Annotated in this window: 20 protein-coding genes and 2 pseudogenes; 10 read left to right on the top strand and 12 right to left on the bottom strand. The window is 72.5% G+C overall.

The annotated features are described in order from the left end of the window. Positions 1–1,254: 1,254 nt before the first annotated feature. From AB0C84_RS35505 to AB0C84_RS35465, 9 genes and pseudogenes are all read right to left on the bottom strand, one after another. Positions 1,255–3,348: pseudogene (locus AB0C84_RS35505) on the bottom strand (alpha-(1->3)-arabinofuranosyltransferase family protein); the annotation flags it as partial. A gap of 36 nt (positions 3,349–3,384) precedes the next feature. Then, positions 3,385–4,569, bottom strand: coding sequence for a glycosyltransferase family 4 protein (locus AB0C84_RS35500; protein ID WP_361074852.1), 1,185 nt, complete (start codon positions 4,567–4,569; stop codon positions 3,385–3,387). Continuing rightward, positions 4,566–5,495, bottom strand: a complete 930-nt coding sequence (locus tag AB0C84_RS35495) for a glycosyltransferase (protein ID WP_361074850.1) — start codon at positions 5,493–5,495, stop codon at positions 4,566–4,568. The genes AB0C84_RS35500 and AB0C84_RS35495 overlap by 4 nt, the downstream gene beginning before the upstream one ends. Before the next feature lie 13 nt (positions 5,496–5,508). Continuing rightward, positions 5,509–5,640 carry a hypothetical protein gene (locus tag AB0C84_RS35490; protein WP_258942032.1) on the bottom strand — a complete coding sequence of 44 codons (132 nt, stop codon included), beginning with the start codon at positions 5,638–5,640 and terminating at the stop codon, positions 5,509–5,511. Further along, a complete protein-coding gene (locus AB0C84_RS35485) occupies positions 5,640–7,352 on the bottom strand; it encodes a hypothetical protein (RefSeq protein WP_361074848.1) in 1,713 nt (570 codons plus the stop codon). Before AB0C84_RS35485 ends, AB0C84_RS35490 begins: the two co-directional genes overlap by 1 nt. A gap of 30 nt (positions 7,353–7,382) precedes the next feature. Continuing rightward, a complete protein-coding gene (locus tag AB0C84_RS35480; RefSeq protein ID WP_361074846.1) occupies positions 7,383–9,515 on the bottom strand; it encodes an acyl-CoA dehydrogenase in 2,133 nt (710 codons plus the stop codon). A 66-nt stretch (positions 9,516–9,581) separates the two neighbouring features. Continuing rightward, a complete protein-coding gene (locus AB0C84_RS35475) occupies positions 9,582–10,832 on the bottom strand; it encodes a hypothetical protein (protein ID WP_361074844.1) in 1,251 nt (416 codons plus the stop codon). 99 nt (positions 10,833–10,931) lie between these two features. Continuing rightward, the gene (locus AB0C84_RS35470; protein WP_361074842.1) at positions 10,932–11,849 is read right to left on the bottom strand and encodes an EI24 domain-containing protein; all 918 of its coding nucleotides are present in this window, start codon (positions 11,847–11,849) and stop codon (positions 10,932–10,934) included. Positions 11,850–11,860: 11 nt separating this feature from the next. Next, the gene (locus tag AB0C84_RS35465; RefSeq protein ID WP_339155340.1) at positions 11,861–12,730 is read right to left on the bottom strand and encodes an SDR family NAD(P)-dependent oxidoreductase; all 870 of its coding nucleotides are present in this window, start codon (positions 12,728–12,730) and stop codon (positions 11,861–11,863) included. Positions 12,731–12,815: 85 nt separating this feature from the next. On the opposite strand from AB0C84_RS35465, the gene AB0C84_RS35460 reads away from it, so the two are divergent. The 7 genes from AB0C84_RS35460 to AB0C84_RS35430 all read left to right on the top strand — a co-directional run bounded on the left by AB0C84_RS35460 (position 12,816) and on the right by AB0C84_RS35430 (position 18,115). Further along, the gene (locus tag AB0C84_RS35460; protein ID WP_361074840.1) at positions 12,816–13,685 is read left to right on the top strand and encodes a TIGR03619 family F420-dependent LLM class oxidoreductase; all 870 of its coding nucleotides are present in this window, start codon (positions 12,816–12,818) and stop codon (positions 13,683–13,685) included. Between the two features lie 17 nt (positions 13,686–13,702). Then, the gene (locus tag AB0C84_RS35455) at positions 13,703–14,140 is read left to right on the top strand and encodes a nuclear transport factor 2 family protein (protein WP_361074838.1); all 438 of its coding nucleotides are present in this window, start codon (positions 13,703–13,705) and stop codon (positions 14,138–14,140) included. A 219-nt stretch (positions 14,141–14,359) separates the two neighbouring features. Beyond that, on the top strand, positions 14,360–16,111 hold the full coding sequence (locus tag AB0C84_RS35450; protein ID WP_361074836.1) for a phospholipase D family protein: 1,752 nt from the start codon (positions 14,360–14,362) through the stop codon (positions 16,109–16,111). Positions 16,112–16,239: 128 nt separating this feature from the next. Continuing rightward, entirely contained in the window at positions 16,240–16,575 is a 336-nt protein-coding gene (locus AB0C84_RS35445) for a metalloregulator ArsR/SmtB family transcription factor (protein ID WP_361074834.1), read from the top strand. Beyond that, complete coding sequence (locus AB0C84_RS35440; RefSeq protein WP_179846231.1) at positions 16,572–17,069, top strand: SRPBCC family protein; 498 nt, start codon at positions 16,572–16,574, stop codon at positions 17,067–17,069. Before AB0C84_RS35445 ends, AB0C84_RS35440 begins: the two co-directional genes overlap by 4 nt. Then, a complete protein-coding gene (locus AB0C84_RS35435; protein ID WP_361074832.1) occupies positions 17,066–17,479 on the top strand; it encodes a VOC family protein in 414 nt (137 codons plus the stop codon). The genes AB0C84_RS35440 and AB0C84_RS35435 overlap by 4 nt, the downstream gene beginning before the upstream one ends. A gap of 75 nt (positions 17,480–17,554) precedes the next feature. Further along, positions 17,555–18,115 (top strand): GNAT family protein, encoded by a 561-nt coding sequence (locus tag AB0C84_RS35430; RefSeq protein WP_361074905.1) that lies wholly within the window; start codon positions 17,555–17,557, stop codon positions 18,113–18,115. A gap of 81 nt (positions 18,116–18,196) precedes the next feature. Here AB0C84_RS35430 and AB0C84_RS35425 read toward each other — a convergent pair. Next, positions 18,197–18,475, bottom strand: a pseudogene (locus tag AB0C84_RS35425) (GH25 family lysozyme); the annotation flags it as partial. A 9-nt stretch (positions 18,476–18,484) separates the two neighbouring features. On the opposite strand from AB0C84_RS35425, the gene AB0C84_RS35420 reads away from it, so the two are divergent. Together AB0C84_RS35420 and AB0C84_RS35415 are read left to right on the top strand one after the other, a co-directional pair. Further along, positions 18,485–19,327 carry a helix-turn-helix domain-containing protein gene (locus AB0C84_RS35420; protein WP_361074830.1) on the top strand — a complete coding sequence of 281 codons (843 nt, stop codon included), beginning with the start codon at positions 18,485–18,487 and terminating at the stop codon, positions 19,325–19,327. A 73-nt stretch (positions 19,328–19,400) separates the two neighbouring features. Continuing rightward, positions 19,401–20,012, top strand: coding sequence for a dihydrofolate reductase family protein (locus AB0C84_RS35415; RefSeq protein WP_361074828.1), 612 nt, complete (start codon positions 19,401–19,403; stop codon positions 20,010–20,012). Between the two features lie 5 nt (positions 20,013–20,017). On the opposite strand, the gene AB0C84_RS35410 is transcribed toward AB0C84_RS35415, so the two are convergent. Both AB0C84_RS35410 and AB0C84_RS35405 read right to left on the bottom strand, forming a co-directional pair. Beyond that, entirely contained in the window at positions 20,018–21,355 is a 1,338-nt protein-coding gene (locus AB0C84_RS35410) for a serine/threonine-protein kinase (protein ID WP_361074826.1), read from the bottom strand. An 84-nt stretch (positions 21,356–21,439) separates the two neighbouring features. Next, entirely contained in the window at positions 21,440–21,874 is a 435-nt protein-coding gene (locus AB0C84_RS35405; RefSeq protein WP_258945724.1) for an NUDIX hydrolase, read from the bottom strand. A gap of 177 nt (positions 21,875–22,051) precedes the next feature. On the opposite strand from AB0C84_RS35405, the gene AB0C84_RS35400 reads away from it, so the two are divergent. Continuing rightward, a partial coding sequence (locus AB0C84_RS35400; protein WP_361074824.1) for a right-handed parallel beta-helix repeat-containing protein occupies positions 22,052–23,502 on the top strand: 1,451 nt, incomplete at its 3' end.

Genomic DNA, 23,502 nt, shown 5'->3' with positions numbered 1-23,502 from the left:
GTCGCCGAGCGTGCCGGTCGCCTTGGTCCGGACGGTGCCGCCGTCGACCCGCAGCTTCGGGCCGTACCCACAGGGCAGCCGCAGCGGGAGGCCGCGGACGTCGGGCATGGGCTTGACGCCCGGGATGACGAGGTCGGTCACCTGGATGGGCTGGGCCTGGCTCTCCCGGAAGAAGGTGAACGTGACCCGGTCGGTCGCCATCGGGGCGAACGCCAGCCTGCCCTGGGCGTCGGACAGCCCTTCGCGTGTCTGGCCCCTCTCCCCCTCGACCCGGATGCGCATCGGCCCCGACGCGGTGGGCGGACGGGTGACGGTGACGGCCGCCAGCCGCTTGCGGCCCTTCCACCGGACGGTGTACGTGGGCGCCTGGTCCCTCTCCCCCGCGATCCAGGCCGTCTGCGGGTCGCCGTCGAAGCCCGACCTCGGCTGGTCGGCGGGATGGTCGGCCAGGACCGAGCTCGCGGTGACGGCCGGCTGCCCGCGGGCGGCGGTGAAGCGCTCGACGAGCCGCCGGTCGGTGAGCACGGCCGTCCCGGTGACGGCGGCCCTGCCCGCGGCGGCGGACGTGAACGTCCGGTCGAACCCCGCCTCCTCCTCGTCACCGGACCCGAGGGACGGCGAGCACACCCAGCGGCGGCTGCCCTTCACGCACTCGCCCGCGGCGCCCTGCGCCCGGCTCATCACGTACGTGGCGGGCCCGTCGACGCCGGAGGGCGCGGGCATCGTGAACGTGCGAGCGGGCCGGACGCCGCCGATCGACATCTCCGCCACGCCCGCGCGGGCGAACCCCGCGACGAGGGGCTCGGAGGCCAGCCCGAGGATCCGCAGCCGCAGCCAGCGGGTCGTGCCGGAGGGTGCGCGGAGGGGCTGCCCGGTCACGATCTTCTGGACGTCCTGCCGCACCGTCCCGTTCTCGGTCTCGACGGCGACGCGCGAGACGGCGGGGCCGAGAGACCCGTCCTGGAGGAACGCGGCGGTGAGGCTCCGGACCTCGCGGGGCCGGTCGAAGTCGACGCGGAGCCACTGCCCGACCGGCCCCTTCCAGCCGCCCGTCTTCCAGGCGGTGAACTGGTCGCCGTCGAGCGCCGCGAACGGGGTCGCCTCGGGCTCGCGCGCCTGCGGGACGGCGTCGTCGCCCGCCGCCGACGTGGACGCCGTGACGTCGCGCACGCCGCCGCCGTACGTCACGTGGGTCGCGTAGCGCTTCCAGCCCGTGTCCAGGACGTCGGCGGCCTCGCCCGCGCGGCCGGCGGTCAGCGTCGGGGACGTCTGGTGCAGCTCGCCGAAGTTGCGGCGCAGCAGGCGGGGCGAGTCGGTCACGACCGGGGCGCCCTTGAGGTCGCCGGCGTCGTCGTCCAGCAGGACGGGGCCGCTCGGCAGCGTGCCGCCGTCCGCCATGGGCAGCAGCGACTCCGGCCCTCCGTACACGCGGACGGGGTTCTCGGCGTCGGCGAGATTCGCGACGCCGGCGGCGCCGGCGACCTCGTAGACCTCCAGCGCCGGGTACTTCTGGTCGACGGCGGTCACCGCGTCGTCGGCGTCGGTGCCGACGGGGCCGCCGAACGCGGCGACCCTCCGCATCCCCGGCGAGTCGCCGAGCGCCTGGTGGAGGCGGGCGGGCCAGGCACCGCGCAGCGTCTCGCGCCGCAGGTCATTACGGACCAGGACGTACCGGACCCCCATCCGGCCGAGGAAGGCGCTCAGGCCCGGCGAGCCCTGCCCGGAGCGGACCTGCTGGTCGATCGCGTCGAGCGCGCGCGTGTACCCGGGCGACCCGGCGGGGACGAGCTGCCGGACGCCCCACCGCGCCGACAGCAGCGGCTGCACGATGTCGTCCATGGGGCGGCCCCACAGGTACTCGCCGAACGGCGCGCCGGGGACGGCCAGCACTCCCTGCCGCCCGGCCCGCGTGTTGATCCACGCCGCGGCGTCCCGCCAGTATCCGGGCACGTCCTTGAACTCGCCCGGCCCGGACAGGCCGTGCGAGGCGGCGGTGACGCCGATACCGCCGAGCGCGACGGCGGCGGCCACCGGCAGGCCGAGCAGCGACCTCAGCGTCAGGCCGCGGGCCGGCCCGGCGCCGCGGCCGCGCGCGCCGGCCGCCGTGCGGCGGGCCGCGGCGACGAGCGCGTGGGCGAGGCCGAGCGCGAGCGGCAGCCGGACGACCGCGTCGAACTTGTGCAGGTTGCGCAGCGGGGCGAGCGGGCCGTCCAGCAGGTCGCGCAGCTGCCCGGCGAACGGGCCCGGCAGGTCGCTGAGGTGGCCCATCGACAGGATCGCCAGCCCGGCGAGCAGCGTGAGCAGCAGGAACGTCCGCTCGGGCAGGAGCCGGCTCAGCAGCCCGGCGAGCCCGAGCGCGGCGGCCAGGCCCGTGCAGACGATCGCCACGGGGCCGAGCGAGAGGCCGTGCCCGACCGGCCACCAGACCTGCCCGTCCACGATCAGGTAGTTGACCCAGCGCTCCGCGCCGCGCAGCACGTTGATCAGGCCGGTCGGCCCCGCCGTCGTCCGCGCCTTCTCGGTGTAGGTCAGCCAGGAGAACCCGTACGTCCCGGTGAGCAGCAGGGGGGCGAGCCACCAGGCCACGGCCGCGGCCGCCGCCGCCGACCACCACGCGAGCGTCCGCGCCCGGAAGGACCCGCGCGGCCGCGTCAGCACGTAGACGACCGGGACGACCAGCACGGCGACGGTCGCGGTCGCGTTGACGCCGCCGCAGCAGGCGATCGCCAGGCCCGACCGGGCCGCCGCCCTGAGCCGCCCCGTCTCGCCGGACGCGGCGCCGACCAGCGGCAGGACGATCCAGGGCAGCATCGCGACCGGCAGGTACTCCGAGGAGATCTGCCCGAGCGTGGCCAGACCGTTCGGGGCCAGCGCGTAGGCCATCGCGGCGAACAGGCGGGCGCCCTGCCCGTCCCCGGCGGCGCCTCCGCCGGCACCGAAGCCGAGGCGGCCGGCGAGGCGCCAGGTGCCGATGAAGGCCAGGCACATCAGCAGCGCCAGCCAGAACCGCTGGGTGATCCACGCGGGCATCCCGGCGACGTCGCCGAGCGCGAAGAACGGGCCCATCGGGAACAGGTAGCCGACCGCCTGGTTCTGGAGCTGGCCGAACTGCTCGGGGTCCCACAGGTGCAGGGCGCGGCCGAGGAACCCGAGCGGGTTCACCGCCATGTCGATCTTGGTGTCGGCCAGGATCGCGCCGGGCCGGGTGCCGAACGCGAGCGCGGTCAGCGCGAGGCAGCACGCGAGGACGCGCAGCCGCTCCCGCACCCGGCCCGCGACGTCCGGGCCGTCCGGCACGGGTCGGCGGGACGCGCCGGCGCGGGGCGGATTCGCCTCTCCCACGGCCATGCTCGCCCTCTGCCCCTCTCTGTGCTGCCCCGGGCGTCAGCCGGGGTGTCCGTCACCGTACCTTCGCCCGCCCTGCGCGCCGTCCGGGCCGGCCCGGACGGCGGAGACGACGAGCTCCCGCATCAGCGCGGCGGTGCGCGCCCAGTCGAACTCTGCCGCCCACCTCTGACATTCCGTGGTGACGCGATCACGCTCCGCGCGTTCTCCCAGGTCCTTGAGGGCGCGCCGGACAATGTCGGCCTGGTCGTCGCCCTCGCGGACGAGCCATCCGGTGGCCCCGTCGCGGACGGCGTCGCGCAGGCCGTCCACGTCGTGCGCGACGGTCGGGACGCCGAGCGCGGCGGCCTCGATGACGCTGAGGCCCCAGCCCTCCCCCTGGGACGTGCTGAGGTGGAGGTCGGCGCGGGCGACCAGGGCCGACTTCACGTTCTCGGGGACGTAACCGTGCGCGATGACGACCTTCTCCAGGCCGCGGGTTCTGATTTCGGCTGCGAGAGCGCCCGCCTCTGGGCCGTCCCCGATGATGTGAAGCTTCACCCCGGGATGGGTCTCGGCAAGGTCGCCGGCAAGGTCGAGGAGCAGAGGGAGTCGTTTGTGCGGCACGAGCCGGGTCACGCAGACGAGATCGGGCTCTCCGGCGGGTTCCGTGACCGCGCCGTCGGGTTCGGCGACCACCGTTCCGTTGGGGACGACGTGGGTCGGGCCAGTCCAGCCCAGGCGTTCCCTGACGGCGCGTTTTGTGGACGGCGAGACGACCACGAACGCATGCCGCCGGTACGTCCAGCGGCTCACCGGCCCCTCCAGGACTTGGCCGACCCACGCGAGCCATCTGGGGAAGTACAGGCCGAACTGGGCGTCGTGCACATGGTGGATGACGCAGAACACCGGGACACGGCGCGGCATGACCCACGGCGTGAAGAAAGGGATCCCGTTCTGGCAGTCGACGATCGCGTCGAAGCGTCGCCGTCTGAGGCGAAACCCCAGCATCCACAGCAGGACGAGGGGGTAGACGGTGAAACGACCGCCGAGACGCACGAACTCCACGTCCTCGACGCGTTCCCTGCGTTTCTGTCCCGGCGCTCTGCTCGTCACGTAGTGGACGCGGGTGCCTTCACCGGCGAACCTGCGTGCGAGTTCCCAGGCGTAGCGTTCGGCGCCGCCTGCGGAGGGATGCCAGGGATCCCGCCAGTTGACGACCGCCAGCCGCAGGTTCTCGCTCATCCCGTCTTCGCGCGCGACGTGTGAACGTTCTCTGCCAGTGCGGCCGCGTTCGACAGACCGACCGAACCCGACAGGCCGACCGGACCCGCCAGGGCGATGGGCTCCGACAGGACGACCGGCACCGTGCTCGGCTCACCGAACACCGCCCGCAGCGGCACCACCGGAAGGTTCGGCTTCACCGGGATGACGGGCAACCGGACTCCGGCGCGCGCGCGGATCCGGGCCAGGTCGAGCAGGCATTGCAGAGAATGCCGCCGGACCGAGAACGTCGACCCCGGACGGTCGCGCCAGACCACCGGGATGTCCGTCACGGACGCTCCGCGCCGCACGCAGTGGGCGAGGAGTTCGACGTCGAACGAGAAGCCCGCCGTGTGCAGGTCCGCTGCGGCGGCCCGTCCCAGCGGGCCGTAGAAGAACTTGAACCCGCATTGGGTGTCGGGGATGCCGCCCACGAGGTCGCGGACGATCCGGTTGAAGGTGATGGCGCCGAGGCGCCTGACGGGCAGCGCGTACCCCTGGACGACCGACCGACCGTGGCGCCTTGACCCGACCACGACCGGGCGGCCCTCGCGCAGCAGGACGATGGCTTCGTCCAGCGCGGCGAGGTCTGTTGCCATATCGGCGTCCATGAAGCCCACGTAAGGGGCTTTCGTCGCGAGCAGTCCGGCGCGGACCGCCGCTCCCTTTCCCCGGCGCTCGCAGCGCACCAGCCGGACGGGGACCGGCCCGTCCCAGGACTCGACGATGCCGGCCGTCCCGTCGGTGCTGGCGTTGTCGACGACGATGACCTCGGCCCGCCCATCGAGCCCCGCAAGCCCCGCGAGCTTGGCGCACAGCAGATCGAGCCCCGCCGGAAGCCGGTCGGCCTCGTTGAAGGCGGGAACGACGATCTCCAGAAGTGCGGGCCGGTCACGCCTGGTCCCCATCAGGGCCTACACGTCACCGGGAGCCGTAGTTGTACAGCGGCTTGATGACGGGGTCCTTCTGGGAGGCGCTTGCGAGCTGGACGGCGCCGAACGACGCTCCGGAGGCCAGCAGGACGCCGACGATTGCGGCGATGGCGATGCGCATCAGGGGGTCCTTCGTCGGGGGTGGGGTCTGCGGGGCGTGATACCGCCGAGTAACGGGAAGCTCAGAGTAGTCCTTGAGGCCGTGATTGACCAGAAAACGGCGAGACCCGTCAGCACCCACGCGGCCACCACGGGCGCCACCGGCACCGCGTCCCGGACCCCGCCCGCGGCCCCGTCGATCCGGTAGACGACCAGGTCAGGGCCGCGCAGCACCTCCGCGGCCACGCCGGAGGGGCGGTTGGCGCCCGGCTCCGCGTCCACGACGACGTACCGTACGCCCTCGTCACGCAGCGTCGCCGCCGGCGGTGTTCCGGTCCGTGCGACGGGCGCGAGCTTGACGGCCCTGGGGTCCTCGGGCGCGACGGTGGTGCCGCCCACGGTGACGGCGTCGTCCACGACGACGCGGCGGTGCAGATAGCGGGGCATCGGGTCGAGAACCCGGCGGCCGCCGTTCCACGGGTAGCTCCGGTAGGACGCCCAGGGAAGGACCAGAACGTCTCCGGGGGCGGGGTCGGCGTCGATGATCTGCCGTGCGCGTGCCCAGTCGTCCGGGTATCGGACGGACCGCAAGTCGCCCGCCGCACCCCATGCCAGCGTCGGCAGCAGGAGGACCGGGGCCGCCACCGCGGCGGCGGCCACTCCCGGCCACCGGGCCTCGGCCGCCCGGTCGGCGGCCACCCCCAGCCCCACGGCGACCACGACGGCGAGCGGCGCGACGAACTGCTGCCCGTCCCGGAGGACGGCGAACCCCGCCCAGAGGTCGATGACCCCTTCGAGGACGCGCGCCGCCATCGCTCCCAGAGCCGCGACGGCGAACCCGGCCGCCGCCGCGACGGCAGCGCCCCGCCGCCAGACCGGCTCGCGGCACCATCTTCCGTAGGCGGCCAGCGCGACCACCACCACGACCAGCCAGATCGTCGCGACGACCGGCGCCCCGTAGCCGCTCGGGACCGTCTCGGCGTTCCACACCCCGCCGAGCAGGAGCAGGCTGCCGAGCGTCCCGAACGGGGTGTCCGCCCTGGCCGCGAACAGGTCGACGGCCGTCCCGTCCCCCGGCAGGCCCGCGGGGCGCAGCGCCCCCGGCACCAGCCAGGGCAGGCTGAGCACGCCCGCGGCCGCCACGACCCGCAGGCCGGCGCGATAGCGTCCGGCACCCGACGCGGTCACGAGGGCGACGGCCAGGGCCGTCATGGCGGAGACCGCCAGGGCCGCGAAACCGCCGATCGCGGCGGGGAGCAGGGCGCGGACGAGGCGGCGGCCGCCGCCGGGTTCGCCCGTCCGCGCGGCCGCGGCCACCACCCAGGGCAGGGCCGCGTAGCCGAGGAGGAGCGCCCACTGCCCGAGCAGCAACCGTTCGGCGACGAACGGGTTCCACGCGTAGCAGACCCCGGCGGCCAGGCGCGGCAGCAGCCGGGGCGACGGCACCAGCGACGCCGCCGACGTGCACGCCATCACGAAGACCGCCAGCAGGACGAGCTTCTGCACCGCGTCCGCCGGGACGACCGCGGCGAGCGCGGTGACGAACGCGTCGCTCGGCACATGCCGGGGCACGACACCGGTCAGCCCGAACGTCAGGCGGGTGAACGCCGGGTCGGGCACGAACACCATGTCGTAGGACAGCACGAAGCCGGGCGCGAGCCCCGGCCCGAGTGCCGCGAGCCCGAGCCCGAGGCCGGTCAGGGCGGCCACCAGGTGCCGCGTCCGGTCGGTCAAGCAGTCCGCTCCCGCATGTGAGCCTGGACGCTACCCGACCGGCTCGGGGTCGCGGGGCAGGCCGAGGATCCGCTCGCCGATCACGTTCAGGTTGACCTCGGTGGTGCCGCCGCCGATCGTCATCGCCCGGGAGGCGAGCAGGTAGCGGGTCCAGCGGGCGCGCAGGGGGTCGCGGCGCCCGCCCGTCAGGGCGCCCTCCTCGCCGAGCAGCGTGAACCCGAACTCGGTGACCTGCTGGCCGTGCTCCATCGCCACCAGCTTGCGGACGTTCGCCGTCGCGCCCGGGTCGGTGCCCGACAGCCGCTTGAGCGTGGCGCGCAGCCCGAGCAGGGCGAACGCGTGCTCGTCGCAGGCCAGCCGCCCGATCCCGTCGCGGACGAGGGGATCGGCGTCCAGGCCGAGCTCCGCCGCGAGGTCGAGCAGCTTGGGCAGGTCGCCGCCGAGCTGGAAGCTGCTCGTCAGGCCGACCCGCTCGTTCGCCAGCGTCGTGCGGGCCACCCGCCAGCCCTCGTTGACCGGGCCGACGACGAGGTCGTCCGGCACGAACACCCCGTCGAGGAACACCTCGTTGAACACGGCGTCGCCGGTGCACTCGCGCAGCGGGCGGACCTCGATGCCGGGCGAGGCCATGTCGACGAGGAAGTAGGTGATCCCGTCGTGCTTGCGACGGTCCGGATCGGTGCGCGCGACGCAGATCGCCCACCGCGCCTCGCGGGCCAGCGACGTCCAGATCTTCTGCCCGGTGATCGTCCAGCCGCCCTCCGCGCGCTCGGCGCGGGTCCGCAGCCCGGCGAGGTCGGAGCCCGCGCCCGGCTCGGAGAACAGCTGGCACCAGATGATCTCACCGCGCAGCGTCGGCGGCAGGAACCGCTCCTGCTGCTCGGGCGTCCCGTACCGGACCAGCGACGGGACGACCCATGCCGCGATCATCAGCGGCACCGGGCGCACCTTCGCCGCCCTGAGCTCCTGCTGGATCACGATCTGTTCGAGGGGCCCGGCGTCGCGTCCCCACGGCTTCGGCAGGTGCGGCGTCACCCAGCCGCCCTCGGCCATCGCGGCGCGCTGTTCGAGCGGTTCCATCGCGGCGAGCTCGGCGACGCGTGCCCGGATCTCCTCGCGGACCGGCGCCGCGTCCTCGGCCAGCTCGATGCTCATCGGGCGGCGGACGCCCCCGACCGCGAGCGCGGCGACGTTCGCGCGGTGCGCGCTCGCCCGTCCCAGGAGCGCGCGCAGAGTGAGGGCCCGCCGGTAGAGAAGGTGGGCATCGTGCTCAAAGGTGTAGCCGATGCCCCCATGGACCTGGATGTTGCCTTCGGTGCAGGTGACGGCGGCGTCCGCTGCCAGGGCGGCTGCTACTCCGACGGCGTAGGCGCGCTGCTCCTCTGGCTCGTCCAGAGCGCGCGCGGCGTCCCATACCGCCGCCCTGGCGCGCTCGACGGCGATGAGCATCCGCGCGCACTTGTGCTTGACGCCTTGGAACTGCCCGATCGGACGGCCGAACTGCTCGCGCAGCTTCGCGTACGCGACGGCGTCGTCCAAGGCACGTCCTGCCACGCCGCACGCCTCGGCCCCTAGGAGGACGGCGGCGAGCGCGCGCACGTCCACGCCGCTGATGATGCAGTCGTCTGGCAGGGACACGTTCTCGACCGTGACCGCTCCCACCGGACGGGTGATGTCGAGCGACTCCAGCGGCTCGGCGGTGACGTCGCCCCGCCGTAGGACGGCCCAGCGGTCACCGGCCGGGAGCACGAAGACGTCGGCCAGGGGCGCGCCCAGCACCGGCCGAACCGTCCCGGAGACGGTGGAGCCGTCGATGCCGAGGCCGCCCGAGAGACCGATCGCGGCCTTGCGGTCTCCCGTGACGAGCCCGCCCACCTCGGCACCGGCAGCGTGCAGGATCGCGGACGCGAGCACGGTCGGCGCGTACGGGCCGGGAACGAGCGCCCGGCCCAGCTCCTCCAGAGCGACGGCCTGCTCCAGGATGCCGAAGCCCTCGCCGCCTGCGTCCTCGGGCAGGTGCAGGCCGAGCAGCCCCTGCTCGGCGAGTGCGGACCAGAAGCCCGTGTCGGCGTTCCGGACGGCCTCCCGCGTGACGGCCCGCTCGGCGAAGCCGCGCACCGACGCCGCCAGCGCCTCGTGTTCCTCGGTCAGCCCGATGGCCATGGCCACACCTTTCTCAGGGGTGGCCCCAGCGTATTAGAACGCGATTCGGCTGTCAGGAGGGGACGGTCAGGAGGCGATCTTGAGCTGCCCGAGGAACTGGTTGACGTCCCGCCACTGCTTGCGGTTCGTGTTCGGCATCGACGCGAACACCACCGCGGGCGCCTTCCGGCCGGTGTCGACCACCGCCAAGGCGACGATCTCACCCGTCGCGCGCACCCCGGACCGCTTGTAGGTGAGGTACGAGGCGACCAGCCAGCCCTTGTGCCCGTCGACGTTCAGCGCCTGCGACGCCAGCGGCGCCGTCTTGTGGGGGAACGCGTAGTACTGCGCCTCGTAGCCCTTCGCGGCCAGCCCGGCGACGGTCTTCACGCTGTCCGGCCCCTGGTAGGAGCTCTGCAAGGTCGGGATCAGCGTGCCGGTGAGGAGCTGCCCGTACCAGTACCGTCCCGCGTGGCGCTCGGTCAGGAGGATCTGCTGCCCCGACCACCCGGGCGTGCCCAGCTTGTTCTTCTTCGTGGGCACCTGCCAGGGAGCCGCCAGCCGCGGGTACGACAGCCCGGAGTGGACGTCGTTGACCCGCCCGAGCATGCGGCTCGGCTTCCCGGGGAACGTCGCGAGGCGCTTGTCAGGCGGCATGTCCACAGGCGCGGCCTCGGACTGCTCCGCCGCGGCCCGCCGGTCGGCGTTGCCGGACGTGTCGGAGGTGTCGGCGGGCTCGTCGCCGCCGCTCTTCATGAAGTACACGCCGCCGGCCGCGAGCAGCGCGACCACCAGCAGTCCGATCCCGCCGAACAGCACGAGCCGGGAGCGGCCGCCGCCCCCGTCCAGGACGTCGCGCTGCGGCTTCGGCGAGCCGCCGAGCTTGGCGTCCGCGGCGCTCTCGTCCGCCATCCAGTCGGGCATCTGCCAGTTGCCGCTGCTCGGCTTGCCGGGCTTGGCCGGCTGCCCGGACCCGGTCGGGACGGCCGGGACGTACTTGTCGTCGCCGCCGCCGTCGTCGTCGCCCTCCTCGAAGAGCGACCCCTCCCACTGGGGCGCCTCCTCGGCCACGGGCGCGACCTTGACGTCCTCGGGGTCGGGCTCCTCGCTCGCCGCGGGCTCCGGACGCCGGGTCTCGACCTTGCCCCAGACGTCGTGCGTCCCGGCGCCCTCGCCGGACGAGAAGTCGGTGCGGCCCGTCGGCGGGGGCACCGGCACCTCCGGCACCTTCGGCTCGGGGAAGGCCGCCTGCGGCCCGGTCGCGCCGTCCGCGCCGTCCCGCGGCTCGCTCTCGCTCATTTCGGTCCAGCGCACACTGCGCTCCCCCTGATCGGACATGCGGCACACGTTACGCCAAGATCACTCGTGCCGTTCCGGCCGGTCATCACGCTCAGGACACATCTTCTCATCGCCTCGGTGGCGGCGTCCCGCACCTCATCAACCGGGACTCGTCAGGCCCGCCTCGGCCGGCGGCTCGTCGGCCAGGCGTTCCCGTGCCAGCAGCGTCCCGCCGGCCACCGCGCCGGGCATCGCGAGCACCGCGCCCAGGGGGATGAGAAACACCACAAAGGTCGCCGCGCCGAACCCGACGGCGAGCGGGCGGTGCTTCCTCAGCCGCGCGAACCGGTCCCGGCGCCGCAGCCCGCGCCGCTCCAGCGCGATCGACGTCAGCTCGCCCGCGAGGAAGTAGCCCGACACGAGCGCCGCGACCACCGGCACGACCGTCTGCCCCACCACCGGCAGGAACCCGCAGGCGAAGAACACGATCGCGAACACCAGCGCCACGGCCCCGAGGATCAGCGCGTCCTTGAGGGCCCGCCCGATCTGGACCAGCAGCGGGACGTCCGGCTCCGGCGGCGCGCCGCCCTGCGACTCCTCCACCCGGACCGCGATGGCCTCGTAGAACGGGTCGCCCACCAGCAGCGTCACCGCCGTGAACGTGATGATCGCCAGGAACAGGGCCGACCCGTACAGCGCGATCCCGGCCACGACCCGCACCGACGTCCGCGCCGCGTCCGACCAGCCGTCGGCGAACCCCGTCACCCATCCGGCCAGGTCGTCGATCCGGTACGCCAGGAAGACCAGCGCCGCGACGTACACCGCCAGGACGATCAGCGCGGGGATCAGCCCGAACAGCCACTGGGCCGGATGCCGCGCCGCCCACCCGATGCCGCGGAACAGGTAGCCCACGCCGTTGAAGAAGTCCTTGAACGCGGACGGCCGCTCCCGCGACTGCGGGCCGGGCGGTTGCGGCTGCTGGGCGGGACGGGGCGGCTGCGGGCTCGGCGGCGGGCCCGGCTGCGGCGGGCCGCTCCAGGCGCCCGGCCGGTCCGGCGGTCCGTACGGTTGGCTCACGCACCCTGACCCTATAGGGCGGGAAGCCCCACAAGACGAACAGAACGGTCCCACACCGCACGCCGCAGTTCCGGATCCTTCAGGGCCTCCACCGTCGGCAGCATCCCGGCGCCCGGCGTCGAGCTGTAGTAACCGCCGCTGCGGCCCTCGAACTCCTCGTCCAGCGCGAGCCGCAGGGCCATCCGCGCCCCCTGCGCAGGCGTCCGCATCATCGGGGTGTGCGAGAACAGGGCCAGGGCGCGCTCGGTCCCGCGGACGTCCCTGCCCAGGCTCGTCGCGACGAAGCCGGGGCAGACCGCGTTCGCCGTGACCCCGCTGCCCTCCATCCGCCTGGCCAGTTCCTGCGCGAACAGGATGTTGAGCAGCTTCGACCGCCCGTACACGCGCAGCGCCCCGGCCGGCCCGTACGAACCGGGCTCGGCCATCCGCTCGACGTCGATCCGGTCCGAGAACCGGTGCGCCTCCGACGCCATGATCACGACCCGCGACGGCGCGCCCTTCTCCAGCAGCCCGAGCAGCAGGTTCGTCAGCAGGAACGGCCCCAGATGGTTCGTCGCGACCACGCGGTCGTACCCGTCCGCGCTGACCTTGGCCCGCAGCAGGTACACGCCCGCGTTGTCGACCAGCACGTCCAGCCGGTCGAACCGCTCCTCCAGCGACGCCGCGACCCGCCGGACGTCCATCTGCACCGACAGGTCCCCGATGAACGTCTCGACCCGCGCGCCCGGCACGTCCGCCGTCAGCTCCTCCACCGTCGCGGCGGCGCGCAGCTCGTTCCGGCAGACGATCCCCACCAGCAGCCCGGCCCGGGCCAGCCCGCGCGCGATCTCCTTGCCGATCCCGGACGTCCCTCCGGTGACGATCGCGATCCTGCGCTCCATGCCCCCACCGAACCACCCCCCGCACCCCCGGGCAACAGCGCGGCGCCCCTGGCACCGAAGTGGAACACGTTCTAGTATTTCCGGCATGAGGTTCACCTACGCCGAGGCCATGACCGATCCGTCGTTCTACCTGCCGCTGGCCAGGGCCGCCGAGGAGGCCGGGTACACGAGCATGTCGGTCGCCGACTCGCTGGTGTACCCGAAGGAGTCGGACTCGGTGTATCCGTACACCGCGGACGGGAACCGGGACTTCCTGGAGGACAAGCCCTTCATCGAGACGTTCACGCTGATCGCGGCCATGGGCGCGGTGACCACACGCCTGCGGTTCACGCCGTTCGTGCTGAAACTGCCGGTGCGTCCCCCCGTCCTGGTGGCCAAGCAGGCGACGTCGATCGCGTGCCTGACCGGCGGGCGGCTCGGCCTCGGCGTCGGGCTCAGCCCGTGGCGCGAGGACTTCGAGGTGATGGGCGTCCCGTGGGAGCGGCGCGGGAAGCGGATGGACGAGGCCATCGACATCGTGCGGGGGCTCAGCCGCGGCGGGTACTTCGAGTACCACGGCGAGCACTTCGACGTCCCGGCGCTCAAGATCTGCCCGGCGCAGCCCTTCCCGATCCTGGTCGGCGGGCACAGCGAGGCCGCGCTGCGCCGCGCCGTCGTGCGCGGCGACGGCTGGATGCACGCGGGCGGCGGCGACGACCTGGACGACCTGCTCGCCCGGCTGGGGCGCATCCGCGAGGCGGAGGGCAAGGCCGGCGACCCCTTCGAGGTGCACGTGATCTCGATGGACGCCTACACGCCCGACGGGGTGCGGCGGCTGGAGGACAAGGGCGTCACCGACGTGATCGTCGGCTTCCGGATGCCCTACGCCAAGGGGCCCGACACCGAGCCGCTGGACAAGAAGATCGAGCACCTCGAACGGTTCGCCGAGACCGTCATCGCCGCCACCGCCCCCTGAAACGAGAACACGTTACAGTGGATGCCATCGCCTGGGACGCCCCCGACGCCGACCACCCGGCCCGCCGCGCCGCCCGCGCCTCCATGACCGCCGTCGCCGAGGGCCGCAAGGACGACTGGCTGGCCCTGTTCACCCCGGACGCCCTCATCGAGGACCCGGTCGGCCCGTCCTTCCTCGACCCGGAGGGCGCCGGCCACCGCGGCCCGGACGGCATCGAGAACTTCTGGGACTCCTTCATCTCGACGATCGCCGCCTTCCGCTTCCGCGTCGCCGACTCCTTCGCCAACGGCCCCTGCTGCGCCAACGTCGCGACGATCACGACCACGACCCCCGACGGCGCCGCGATGACCATCGACTGCGTCCTCATCTACACGGTGGACGCCACCGGCAAGATCACATCTCTGCGCGCCCACTGGGAACCCGACCGCGCCATGTCCACCCTCACCACCCCCTGATCCGGCGGGGCCGGGGCGCGGCCCGGGCGTGCACGGCGAGGCGCTCGCGCTCCTGGGGCGATGACCTGCCGGAAAAGTCACCGGCAGGCGTGCGGATACCTGTCCAATTTCGGTCAGTCTTGTGCGTTGATGTCACCCTTTCGCGCATTCTGGCGGATGGTTCCGCGGCCTTAGCGTCAGGGCTCTTCCTCGGAGGGGACCGGGGAGAAGGGGGCTCGGATGAATCCTTCATCGAAACCGCAGGCTCTGATCGGCAAGTACCTGGTGCGCGAGACCGACCGGACGAATTGGGGTGACGGGGAGCACGCGCCGCAGCAGAACTTCCTCAGCGACCTGTCCGGAAACGCGGTCGACCACTTCGTCAACGGGGTGGCGTACTTCAAGGCGCTGGAAGACGAGATCGAGGCGTTGCGCAGGTCCACCGCGAACGGCCGGTACCTCTACCTGACGGCATGGTGGCTCGGCCTGGCCCACCTGCCGCCCGACACCGAGATCCAGCCGTTCGGAGAGCTCGGCAACGCCGTCCTCCAGCAGTTCCCGGTCCTGAAGGACTACGCCCGGCCGGTGCGGGTCGGCGCGGAGTACCCGCCGCTGACGCTCCCGAGCGGCACACTGCTCTCCCGGCACCTGGAGGAACTCCACAAATCCGGCGTCGACGTGCGGATCCTCGCCTGGGTGTCGCCGTTCGCCGCCCGGTACGACGTCCCCGGGCTCGGCGGGATCCGCATCGTGAACGCGCAGACCCTGCTCAGCGTCGCGGAGATGCGCAGCCGCTTCGGCGAGCAGGGCGCCGGCAAGGTGATGCTCAACCTGACCGCGCACCCGCTGGGCGCGGTGCACTGCAAGCTGGTGGTGGCCGGCGACCAGACGTCCACGCGCGCGTTCACGGGCGGCATCGACCCCGCCATGGACCGGACGTCCCCGGCCTGGCACGACCTCGCGGTACGGGTCACCGGGCCCGCGGCCGCCGCGGTCCACCGCTTCTTCCAGCAGATGTGGGCCGAGAACCTCAAGCTGCCCGTCGAGAGCTTCACGGTCGACCGCCACCCGATCGAGTCACGGCTCAAGACGGCCACGCCGGTCCCCGACCCGCCGAAACCGCCGGACGGCAACGGCACCGGCGCCCACGTCCAGGTGCTCCGGACGGTGCCGCAGATGCGGTTCTCCTCGTCCGGCCCTGAGTGGCTCTACGACAAGAACTCGGTGGTACGCGCGCTCATCACCGCCGGCGTCGGCTTCAGGAAGGCACCGATCAGCTTCGCGCCCGACGGCCTCTTCGAGTTCAAGCTGGCGCTGCAGAAGGCGATCGGCCAGGCCGAGAAGTACATCTTCATCGCCGACCAGGCCTTCAGCAGCCAGGAGATCATGGGCTGGATCAACGCCCGGATGCTGGCGAAACCGGACCTCAAGGTGATCCTGCTGCACGGCGGCGATCCCACCGACCCGCCGAGCGGGGACATGCCCGAGGCGGTCAACCATCACCTGGTCCCGCGCCTCCCGCAGCTCCTGCTGGGCAGCCGCAGCGGTCTGCAGAACCTGGAGATGTACGGCTGGCCCGGCACGACCGTGCACTGCAAGGTGACGATCATCGACGACGTCTTCTGCATCGTGGGGTCGGCGAACGCGATGCGGCGCAGCCTCTACACCGACACCGAGCTGTCCGTCGCCGTCCTGGACGCCACGGGCACCGGCCTCGTCCGCCGCCTGCGCCGCGACCTGTGGGCCAAGTACTGCGGGATGCACCTGCCGTCGGAGCTGCTGCTCGCCGGCGCCGTCGACCACGGCTACGACGAGCTCCTCGACCTCGACAACGCGCTGTCCGTGTGGTCGGAGAGCTGGCCCGGCACGCTCCCGGCCAACGTCAAGCTGCTGCCCGGGATCAGGGGCTTCCAGCTGCCGATGCCGGTGACCCGCCCGTACTCGCAGGAGGAGCACGACCGCAAGGACGCCGACTCGCGCAAGACCCTCTGAGCGACCGTACCGGGGGCGTCCGGCATGTGGGCGCCCCCGGCGGGCATGCCCCTTACACGGCCCCTCACTTGACAGGCCGCGGCGTCCACGGATAGAAAACCATCTGGTTATATAACCGGAGGTTCTCTGTGGACACCGCCACCCTGGACGCGACGTTCGCCGCTCTGGCCGATCCGACGAGGCGTGCGATCCTGAGCCGGCTCACCCAGGGCGACGCGTCCGTGGGCGAGTTGGCGGCACCGTTCGCCATGAGCCAGCCCGCCGTGTCCAAGCACCTGCGCGTCCTGGAACGCGCCGGCCTGGTCTCGCGCGGCCGGGACGCGCAGCGGCGGCCGTGCAGTCTCGAGGCCCGTCCTCTCCGGGAGGCCCTGGACTGGCTCGCCGACTTCCGCGAGTACTGGGAGGAGAGCTACCAGCGGCTCGACGAGCTGCTCGCAAGGCTCGAAGAGCAGGACGAATCGTGACGGCGTGGCCGCCCCGCGGGGCGGGCCTCGCGGTCAGCACGCCGTCCGGTACCGAGATCCTGCTCAGCAGGACGTTCGACGCGCCCCGCCGCCGGGTGTTCGACGCGTTCACCCGTCCGGAACTGCTCAGGCAGTGGCACGGCGCGCGCGGCTGGCGGCTCGCCGTCTGCGAGATCGACCTGCGCCCCGGTGGCGCCTGGCGTTTCGTCTCCCGCGGCCCGGGCGGCGCCGAGATGGGCTACGGCGGCGTCTTCTTCGAGGTGGACGCGCCCGCGAGGCTGGTGCAGAGCGAGGTCCGCGACGGCTGGGAGGCCGGCGAGGCTCTGGTCACCACCGTCTTCGACGAGCGGGACGGCCGCACCGCCATGGCCGTCACCGTTCGCTACCCCACCCGCGAGATACGCGACGGCGTGCTCCGCAGCCCGATGAGACGCGGCGCGGGCCAGTCCTACGACCGACTCGACGACCTGCTCTCGAAAGGACACCGCACATGACCGAGTCCCAGACCCCGGTGCTGCCCGTGCGCCCGGGGATGTTCCTGCTCGAACTCGTCCCGGTGCCCGTCCGCGACATCGACCGGGCCAAGGACTTCTACACCGGTCTCGGCTTCAACGCCGACGTCGACGTGCGCCCCGCGGACGGCGTCCGGTACGTCCAGCTCACGCCGCCCGGCTCGGCCTGCTCGATCGCGCTGACGGAGGGCCTGCCGGGAATGGACATGCCGGTCGGGACGCAGCGCGGCCTGCACCTCGTCGTCAGCGACATCGAGCAGGCCAGGTCCGACCTCATCGGGCGCGGCGCGGACGTGGCCCCGGTCGAGGACATGGGCGGCGTCTTCTACGCCCATTTCGCCGACCCGGACGGCAACACCTGGACCCTCCAGCACATGCCCTGGCGCCCCTGAGCTCCGCGGCGCCGGACGCCGCTCCCATGAGAGGATCCAGCGCAGTCTGTGCTGGTCCTGACCGTGGAGGCGAGGATGTACGCGGTGTCCCTTGGTGACGACGGCGCGGAGTTGCGTCCGCTCGAACCATGGCAGGCCGGGGAGTTCCTGGCCCATATCGACCGGGGACGAGAGTTCATCGGCCAGTACGTCGGGCTTCCGGACCGCGTCACGGACCTGGACTCCAGCCGCGCGCACCTCCAGAGGTACGCCGACAAAGCCGCAGCCGACGAGGGACGCATCTACGGCATCTGGGCCGGGGGCCGGCTGGTAGGCGGGGTGCTCTTCGTGACGATGGACGTCGGGCAGGGCACGGCCGAGGCCGGCTGCTGGCTGGAGCCGTCGGCGGCGGGCAGGGGCCTGGTCACCAGGGCGGTGCGCGCCATCATCGACTGGGCCGTCGAAGAGCGCGGCATCCACCGCGTGGAGTGGCACGTCTCGACCGCCAACCAGCCCAGCATCGCCGTCGCCAGGCGGCTCGGAATGACGAAGGAGGGCACCCTGCGGCAGAGCTACCTCTACCGCGGAGAACGGCAGGACATGGAAGTCTGGTCGGTGCTCGCCCCCGAATGGCGAGAAGCCAAGCAAACGTCCTAGTACCGCTCTCGGCGCGGTGAGGCGCCTGGCGCGCCGGCTGCGGATGGGCACTTCGTCGGTGGGCGCGTCGGCGCCGGACGCTTCGACGTCGAGCGCGACGGCGACACCGGACAACTCGCCGGCCTTGTCGAGGAAGTAGCGAGCTTGCGCGGTGCCGTTGCCGCCGTGAAGGAAGTGGTAGGCGCCCGGCACGAAGTCGCCGCCGAGTCCGAGCATCCCGGAACTGTTGTGGCTCCAGGTCGGATTTACATCATTGGTCGATTCGCTGACCTTGGAGAAGGCGAACCGGATCCCCGCCGCGGGCGGCGCCGGTACCCGCTGACGCGCCGTCCCTCCGCGAAGCGGGCCCTCCTCGGCCACACTGAGGCCATGGAATACCTCGGCCGGGTGCCCGCCCCGCCGCTCGACCGGTTCATCGACGACATCTACTGCCTGTCCGGCGTGCCGCGTCACCGCCGGATGAACGTGCCGCCGATGCCGTCCGCACACCTGTTCATCAACCTGGGCGAGCCGGCCCGCCTGCTGGATTCCGACCCTTCGGTTCCGTCGGAGGTGTTCACCGACGGGTGGTTCATGGGGCTGTGGACCCGGCGTTTCCTCGTCGAGTACCCCACGCGGGTCCGGCTGGTCGGAGTGCACTTCAAGCCTTGGGGCCTGTCGCCGTTCGTCGACATTCCGGTGGCCGAACTGCGAGACCGGTGGGTTCCGGTCGACGCCGTCTGGCAACGGTCGCTGGACCGGATCCGCAACCAGGTCGGCGAGGTCGCATCGGCCGCCGAGGCGCTGCGGATCGTGGAGGAGGAGCTGCTGGCACGCCTCGCCGAGGCGCCCGCGCGGGGTCTCGGCCTGGTCCGGCACACCGGCGTGCGTCTGGAGACGTCCCACGGCGCCGTCCCCGTCGGCGCCCTGGCCGATGCCGCCGGGGTGAGCGGCAATCACCTGGCCGTGCAGTTCAAGTCCCATGTCGGGGTCACCCCGAAGCGAGTGGCCCGTATCTACCGCTTCGCCCGGCTGATCCTTTCCGTGGACGCCCTGCGCCCGGTCGACTGGTCGGATCTCGCCCACATGGCGGGCTACTTCGACCACGCCCACTTCAGCAGGGAGTTCAAGGACTTCACCGGCCACACCCCGACGGAGTACCTGGCCCTGCGGCGCCGGTTCCCCGCCGAGGCGGGGTTCCCCCCGGACAGCGGCCCGATGCCCGCCGATTGATTTCTTACATGCCCGGCCCCTCCCGGGAACGACAAGATCGAGGGCGAGGACGCAAGGAGACCGAGGGGGACCCGTGAGCACGGTGATCATGCACAGCGTCATGTCGGTCGACGGCTTCATCGCCGACGAGAACGACGAGGTCGGAACGCTCCACGACTGGTACTTCGACGGGGACGTCCCGATCGGCGGAGGCGGCGGCGAGGAGTACGACCACTCCGGGACGGGAGGCGGCATCCGGGTCTCGAAGGCGTCGGCGGAGTACGTCGGGTCGACCTGGGAGAAGATCGGCACGATCGTGATGGGCCGCACCCTGTTCGACCTGGTGAACGGCTGGGAGGGCCGGCCGCCCGCGGGCGACCACGTGGTCGTGGTGTCCCACCGGCCCAAGCCCGAGGGCTGGCACCCCGAGGCGTCGTACCACTTCGTCGACGACGTGACGGCCGCGATCGGCAAGGCCCGGGAACTGGCCGGGGACCGCACCGTCGCCGTGAACGCCGGCGACGTGGGCGGCCAGATCCTCGCGGCCGGTCTCGTGGACGAGGTGGCGATGGACGTCGTGCCGGTGGTGTTCGGGTCGGGCAAGCGCTTCTTCGGCGGCGTCGACCGGCAGCACCTGCTGGAGGACCCCCACGTGGTCATCCAGGGCGAACGGGTCCTGCACCTCAGGTACAAGGTGCGCCGCTAGGCGGGTCAGTCGAGCGGCGCGAGACACAGGTTCTTGGCGAGGCCCCGCGGGTCGACGCCGAGGAACGTCTTGACCATCGCGCTGCTGTTCCAGCCCGAGTAGTGCTTGCAGCCGTGGGTGGGATCCGTCCGATCGGGGTCGTCGGGGTCGTCGGCGGTCTGGCCGACGACCCTGTAGGCCGTGCCCTTGGCGAATCGAAGGCCGCACGGCGTCCGGTACCAGTCCCCCTGCTTCGTGCCGAACGCGAAGTCGGAGGAGCCGGAGAGGTACACGCAGTCGCCGATCGTCGCATCGGAAGCCGGCCGCCCGTAGGCCTGGCGGCCGATGAGCATGACCAGGACGAGCAGGGCGGCGGCCACCGCGACCACCGCGGCCGTCCGGTGGACGATCGAAGCCCGGCTCCACCACGACGTCTTGGCACCGACCCGTGTGCGGCCGTCGTTCGCTTCGGCTTCGGCGGGCGGCCGGCGGACCTTGGTGACCTTCGGACGCTCGGCCGGGCCCGAGTCCCGGAGGCCCGGGCGTTCCGGCCCGGCGGCGCGTGCGAGCAGAACGCGCGCCTCGGAGATCGTCGGACGCTCGGCCGGGTCCTTGGACAGGAGGCGGGTGATGAGCCCGGTGAGCTTCCCGGCGCGCCTCGGCGGTGCCGGAGGGTCGCTGATGACGGCCTTGAGCGTGGCGGAAGTGGCGTCACGGCGGAACGGGGAGACGCCTTCCACCGCGTGGTAGAGCGTCGCGCCGAGGGAGAACAGGTCGGAAGCGGGGTCGTCGTTCCCGTCGATGCGTTCCGGCGCCATGTACTCCAGCGACCCGATGAAGGCGCCGGTCGCGGTGAGCGTGGTGTCGGCGTGGTGGATCGCGATGCCGAAGTCGGTGAGGACGGCGTCCCCGTCACCGGTGAGCAGCACGTTGGCCGGTTTCACGTCCCGATGGACGATCCCGACGCGATGCGCCGTGTCCAGCGCGTCCAGCAGGCCGGCGGCGACGCGCGCGGCCGCGGCGACCGGCAGGGGTCCGGACAGCGCGATCCGGTCGTGCAGCGAGTGCCCGTCGACGAGCTGCATGACGATCCAGGGGAGGCCGTCCTCGACCACGACGTCGTGCACGCTGACGATGTTCGGATGGTCGCGCAGCCGGGCGGCGTTGCGCGCCTCGCGGGTGGCGCGCGCGATCCGTTCGGTCAGCTCGGCGGCGGGCGGCCGCATCTCCTTGACCGCCACGTCGAGCCCGAGCGCGGTGTCGTGGGCCTTCCAGACGAGCCCGAACCCGCCTCGTCCCACCGTCCCGATCAGCCGGTACCGCCCGCCGACCAGCCGTCCGGGGGCCTCCGGTGCACCTGTCACACCGGCGAACCTACCGACGCCCTCAACACTCGTACAAGATTGTTCCTTTGCCGTCGCCGCGGGGCTCCCGGCAAGGCTCGGGCCTCACAGACCGATGTTGCTCTTGGCGCCCATGTAGGAGCCGGCGCCGGGGAACCCGGCCCTCGCGAGGTCGGCGAAACGCTCGCCGAAACCGAGCGACGCCAGGTCGGCCAGGCGCACGAACTCGACCCCGCGGATCGGACGGGAGTCCGCCGTCCCGGGCACGACTCCGACCGTTCCACCCGTGCGACGCGCCTCGAAGGTGATGTGCAGGATGTGCACGTCACCGCGGATGTGGTCGCATACGTACAGCAGTCGGCCGACCTCGACGTCGGCGCCGGTCTCCTCCCGCATCTCCCGGACCAGCGCCTCGGCCAGCGGCTCGGACGCCTCCACCTTGCCGCCCGGCAAGGACCACGACCGTCCGGTGTCGGTGTCCTGGTCGAGCAGCAGGATGCGCTCGTCCTCGATGACGATCCCGGTGACCCGTATGTCCACGCGGGCAACCTACCGGGCCGCGAAAGCGGCGGGGGCGCCGGCCGTCCGGCGCGAGCGGCTCGGCCCGTGATCCGAACCAATGGCGAGTCGCCGGCGTCCAGTTCAGAGGCGAGGATTGCCGAAGCGGGAACGGGCCTCGCCATGGCACCATTGCGGTGATTCATGAGGAGGTTCGGGGTGCATCGTCTGGTCGTGTCGCTGACCTCTCCCGGGGCGTATCGGACGGTACTCGAAGCGCTGAAGGCGCCGCTGCCGTCGGGTGCACCGCCCGGGCGCCACATCCTGATCGAGCCGGGTTCGTATCCGAACACGGGGTTCCGCAGTACGGGCGACTTCGTCATGACGGCCGTGGAGGGGCTCGGCTCGGTGACGCTGGACGGTCGCACCGTCGGCACGATCGAGGTCACCGGCAAGGTGACGTTGCAGGGCCTGATCGTCCGGAACTGGAGTGACAAGGGCCTGGCTCTGGAGGCCGCCCAAGGCACCATCGTGGCGGAGCGGTGCGAGTTCATGACCAAGGGCTCCCTCGCCGTGCGGGCGTCGAAGGGTGCGAACCTCACCTTGCGGGACTGCGAGGTCCAGGACGGCGCGGTCGTGTACAGCGCCTCGTCGGGGGTCATGGAGGGCACCTCCGTCATCGGGACGAGCGGTAACGCGGTGGCGCTCCGCAGCGGCAGTACGGTGACTCTCCGGTCGTGCCAGGTCAAGGACGCGGGCGGGGACGGCATCTGGGCGACCGAGGGCGCCAAGCCGCTGATCGAGCGGTGCACGGTCAGCAACCCGGCCAACGCGGGCATCAGGGTCGACGACCGTGCGGAAGCGACGATCCGCGACTGCGAGATCGACGGCTCGGACAAGGAGACCGAGAAGGCGTCCCTGTTCGTGACGACCAAGGGCGTCGCGCTCGCGGAGGACTGCCGGCTCGTGCGCCCGGGGTTCGACGGGGTGTGGGTGACGACCGGCGGCTCGCTGATCGCCCGGCGGATCAAGATGACCTCGCCGCGGCGGATCGGCGCGGTGGTGCAGAAGGGCAGGGCGCTTCTGGAGGACTGCGAGGTCGTCGGCGCCACCACCAACGGCTTCTACCTCTCCGACAAGGCCGACGTCACGGTCGTCCGGGGACGGGTCGCCGATGCGGGAGGGTCCGGCGTCACGCTGAAGGGCGGCGATCCCCGCGTCCTGCTGGACGGGATGACGATCACCGGCAGCAAGCTCGTCGGCGTGAACGTGGAACCGGGGGGCCACCTCACCCTCCGCGGTTGCACGCTGGCGGGCAACCAGGGCCGCGGCATCCTCGCCTGCCTCGGGACCACCGTGGAGATCGACAACCTGACGAGCGTCGGCAACGGAAGGCCGGACCTGCTCGACTACGATTTCGCCGCCGCGACCGCCAAGGCCGAGAAGCAGGCGTCGCCCGAGCCCAAGAGCAAGGAACCGGCCGAGCCCGTCAGCCAGAAGCCCGCCGAGCCCGTCAGCCAGGCGCCCGCAGAGCCCAAGGCCGCGCCGCCCGCGCCGAAGAAGGTCGGCGGCGCCGCGGACGTGCTGCTGGCCGAGTTGGACGCGATGATCGGTCTGGCGGGGGTCAAGCGTGAGATCCGCATTCTGACGAACTGGCAGAAGGTGGCCGA

It is taken from the genome of Actinomadura sp. NPDC048955 (assembly GCF_040649435.1).
GTDB classification, from domain to species: domain Bacteria; phylum Actinomycetota; class Actinomycetes; order Streptosporangiales; family Streptosporangiaceae; genus Spirillospora; species Spirillospora luteofluorescens.
Note: the sequence above shows the minus strand (reverse complement) of the source record. Positions and strands in the feature narration are given on the sequence as shown.

Excerpts from the sequence above, each read along its gene's own strand:
- AB0C84_RS35465 (WP_339155340.1), bottom strand. The coding sequence starts at position 12,730 with ATGGAGCGCAGGATCGCGATCGTCACCGGAGGGACGTCCGGGATCGGC.
- AB0C84_RS35495 (WP_361074850.1), bottom strand. The coding sequence starts at position 5,495 with ATGGGGACCAGGCGTGACCGGCCCGCACTTCTGGAGATCGTCGTTCCC.
- AB0C84_RS35435 (WP_361074832.1), top strand. The coding sequence starts at position 17,066 with ATGACCGAGTCCCAGACCCCGGTGCTGCCCGTGCGCCCGGGGATGTTC.
- AB0C84_RS35490 (WP_258942032.1), bottom strand. The coding sequence starts at position 5,640 with ATGCGCATCGCCATCGCCGCAATCGTCGGCGTCCTGCTGGCCTCCGGA.
- AB0C84_RS35475 (WP_361074844.1), bottom strand. The coding sequence starts at position 10,832 with ATGTCCGATCAGGGGGAGCGCAGTGTGCGCTGGACCGAAATGAGCGAG.
- AB0C84_RS35430 (WP_361074905.1), top strand. The coding sequence starts at position 17,555 with ATGTACGCGGTGTCCCTTGGTGACGACGGCGCGGAGTTGCGTCCGCTC.
- AB0C84_RS35450 (WP_361074836.1), top strand. The coding sequence starts at position 14,360 with ATGAATCCTTCATCGAAACCGCAGGCTCTGATCGGCAAGTACCTGGTG.
- AB0C84_RS35500 (WP_361074852.1), bottom strand. The coding sequence starts at position 4,569 with ATGAGCGAGAACCTGCGGCTGGCGGTCGTCAACTGGCGGGATCCCTGG.
- AB0C84_RS35420 (WP_361074830.1), top strand. The coding sequence starts at position 18,485 with ATGGAATACCTCGGCCGGGTGCCCGCCCCGCCGCTCGACCGGTTCATC.
- AB0C84_RS35460 (WP_361074840.1), top strand. The coding sequence starts at position 12,816 with ATGAGGTTCACCTACGCCGAGGCCATGACCGATCCGTCGTTCTACCTG.
- AB0C84_RS35480 (WP_361074846.1), bottom strand. The coding sequence starts at position 9,515 with ATGGCCATCGGGCTGACCGAGGAACACGAGGCGCTGGCGGCGTCGGTG.